The organism is Bradyrhizobium australiense, assembly GCF_013114825.1.
Taxonomy (GTDB): domain Bacteria; phylum Pseudomonadota; class Alphaproteobacteria; order Rhizobiales; family Xanthobacteraceae; genus Bradyrhizobium; species Bradyrhizobium australiense.
The window spans coordinates 1-2,433 of the sequence record NZ_JAAVLX010000033.1 but is presented as its reverse complement, the minus strand read 5'-3'; the positions used below and the strand labels follow the sequence as shown (position 1 = coordinate 2,433).

Genomic DNA, 2,433 nt, shown 5'->3' with positions numbered 1-2,433 from the left:
TGGCCGTGCTGCAGGGATTACGCGCTCAGGGCTACGGCGCGGGCGAGACGCTCGCGCGCTGGGAACAGCGGCTACGCGACCTCGCTTCCCCAGCTCACCAAGGGCTCCGGCCCGCTGCGGATGACGCGACAGATACCGTCTGACTGGATCGACTACAATGGCCACGTCACCGAAAGCCGCAACCTCCATCTCTTCAGAAAGACCCCTGCTCCGTTACATCGGCCTCGACGGCGAGTACCTCTCAAACAGCGGCAGTTACCGCACGGTCGAGACGCACCTGTTCCACCTCCGAGCCCTGTATGCCTGCGATCGCGTCCAGGTGCTGACCCAAGTCCTCGGTGCCGACGACAAGCGCCTTCATCTCTTTCACGTGCTAACGCGCGAGGGTGATCAGGCGTCGGCAGCCACGGCCGAGCAGATGCTGATTCACGTCGACGCCGGCAGTGGACGCAGCGGACCCGTGCAGGGGGACGTGCGCGGAAGCGTCCTGGAATTGGCGCGGCTGCAGAGCTGCCACGTCCGAAGCGCGCCGGCGCAAGCATCGGGCTTCGCTGAGCGCGAACTCACTGGCAGCACGTGACGATCGTCGCAAGGCCTGCCCCGGGGACCGGCGCTCAACTGCTTTCGGAAGACTTCAGGAGGGACACGTGCGCGCCACCGCCATCGCCGCAGTGCTCCCCTGCCAGCCGCAACGCAGGCGAACACCGTCTCGTGCGCTCTACCGACGCGCTACGAGCTCGGACTGCAGCACGACCGGCGCGCAGGTGAGGGCGAGCAACGAGGCGGCACCCAGGTTATCCCCGGTCTGGGGCGGGTTTACGAACCCGGCCATGCATTCCAATTCGAAGCCGGTCGGGGACTCCGATCTGAAGGCGGCCACCCTGGCTCGCATAGGTCTCGGTTGATGATGTTGTACAGGGGCTTGGAAGGTCAAGTGGCGGGGCGGTAAGCAAATTGCTTTGGAGACTCTCTTGCTGGAGCTCGGTGCGTAGGTGTTGTGGCGAGACGGTTGTTGATGCCCGAATAATTCTCGCCAGCAGTACCGTTTGAAAACTTCTCAGTTGATCCAACCCGAGGGCGCCCTCGGGTTGGGGCGGCGAATCGATCACCCAATCCTAAATCTGCCCAGAATGAGCGAGCGGGTGCGGTGATCAAGCTTGGCGAAGTCATCATAATTCTTGATCTTCATCGGCAGGGACTCACAGTCTCAGCGATCGCCCGCAAACTCGCGATTGATCGAAAGACCGTGCGTAAATACTTTGCTCGTGGCTTGGAGCCGCCGGTCTATGGTCCGCACAAGCCGCGCCAGTGCCGCATGGATACAGTCATTCGTCATTTGCGAGAACGGGTGATGGCTTATCCCGACCTGACCGGCCGCTGGCCTTTGCGGGAGCTTCGTGAACGCGGCTACAAGGACGGCTACACCGCCGTGACCGACCTGCAGTGTGAGATGCCATCGTTCGAAGTCCGCTTGGAGATGCCGCCGGGCACAGGCGCAGGTCGATTTCGCTCAATTCCAGGTGCAGTTTACGGATGAGCGGGCGGTCCCGCGTCGTTTGGCTGTTCTCCTTGTGCTCGGCTCGGCTTCAGTCGGCTGATTTGGGCGCGTTTTGTCGTGAACCAGTACATGCGGACAGTTCTGCGCTGCCATATGGCGGCAGTCGATCGGCGGCATCCCCCATGAGATTCTTTACGACCGCATGAAGACTGCCATCATTGGCGAAGCCGGCGGCAGCATCGTCTACAACGACTCACGTTCGAGAAGGTCCCTGACACGATCACCACTGCCCCCACGACACTAAGCATTTCGAGACGCTGAACGTCGCATTGCCGGCGCCGACGGCTTCGCATGATATCCAGCTGAGATTCAAACGACTAGAGCGGGATGGGTCTAGTTTGAATCGATTGAGGATTCCCAAATCAGCTTGGTTCTGATTCAACATGCTTGCTGGAAGGACGCCAGCATGGATGAGGCGAGCCTATTCGGACGATCTTCGCGAGCGGGTGGTCAGGGCCGCCATCAAGGGCGGCTTGTCGCGGCATCAGGCGGCCGCCCAATTTGGGGTGGGCGTCAGCACAGCGATCAACTGGGTACGGCGCTTCCGCGAGACTGGCAGCGTCAAGCCGGACCAGACCGGTGGCTATAGGCCAAAGAAGATTGCGGGAGCGCACCGCGAATGGCTGATGCAACGGTGCCGGGAGGCGGATTTTACCGTGCGCGGGCTGGTGGCCGAGCTCGCCTAGCGTGGTCTCAAGGTCGATTACCGCACGATGTGGGAGTTCGTCCACGCTGAGAAGCTCAGTTACAAAAAAAGACGCTGATTGCCGCCGAGCAGGACCGTCCCGATGTCGCGCGTCGGCAGGCGCAGTGGACCAAGTATCGGGATCGGATCGATCCCACTCGCCTGGTGTTCATCGATGAGACCTGGACCA

The 2,433-nt window shown here is 61.7% G+C and carries 2 protein-coding genes and 1 pseudogene; all 3 read left to right on the top strand.

The genetic code is table 11. From position 1 onward, the window contains the following. The first annotated feature begins 157 nt into the window (after window positions 1-157). Window positions 158-580, top strand: coding sequence for a thioesterase family protein (locus HCN58_RS35135; protein WP_171583846.1), 423 nt, complete (start codon window positions 158-160; stop codon window positions 578-580). A 567-nt stretch (window positions 581-1,147) separates the two neighbouring features. Beyond that, on the top strand, window positions 1,148-1,537 hold the full coding sequence (locus HCN58_RS37765; RefSeq protein ID WP_171583845.1) for a helix-turn-helix domain-containing protein: 390 nt from the start codon (window positions 1,148-1,150) through the stop codon (window positions 1,535-1,537). Window positions 1,538-1,968: 431 nt separating this feature from the next. After that, window positions 1,969-2,433: pseudogene (locus HCN58_RS36665) on the top strand (helix-turn-helix domain-containing protein); the annotation flags it as partial.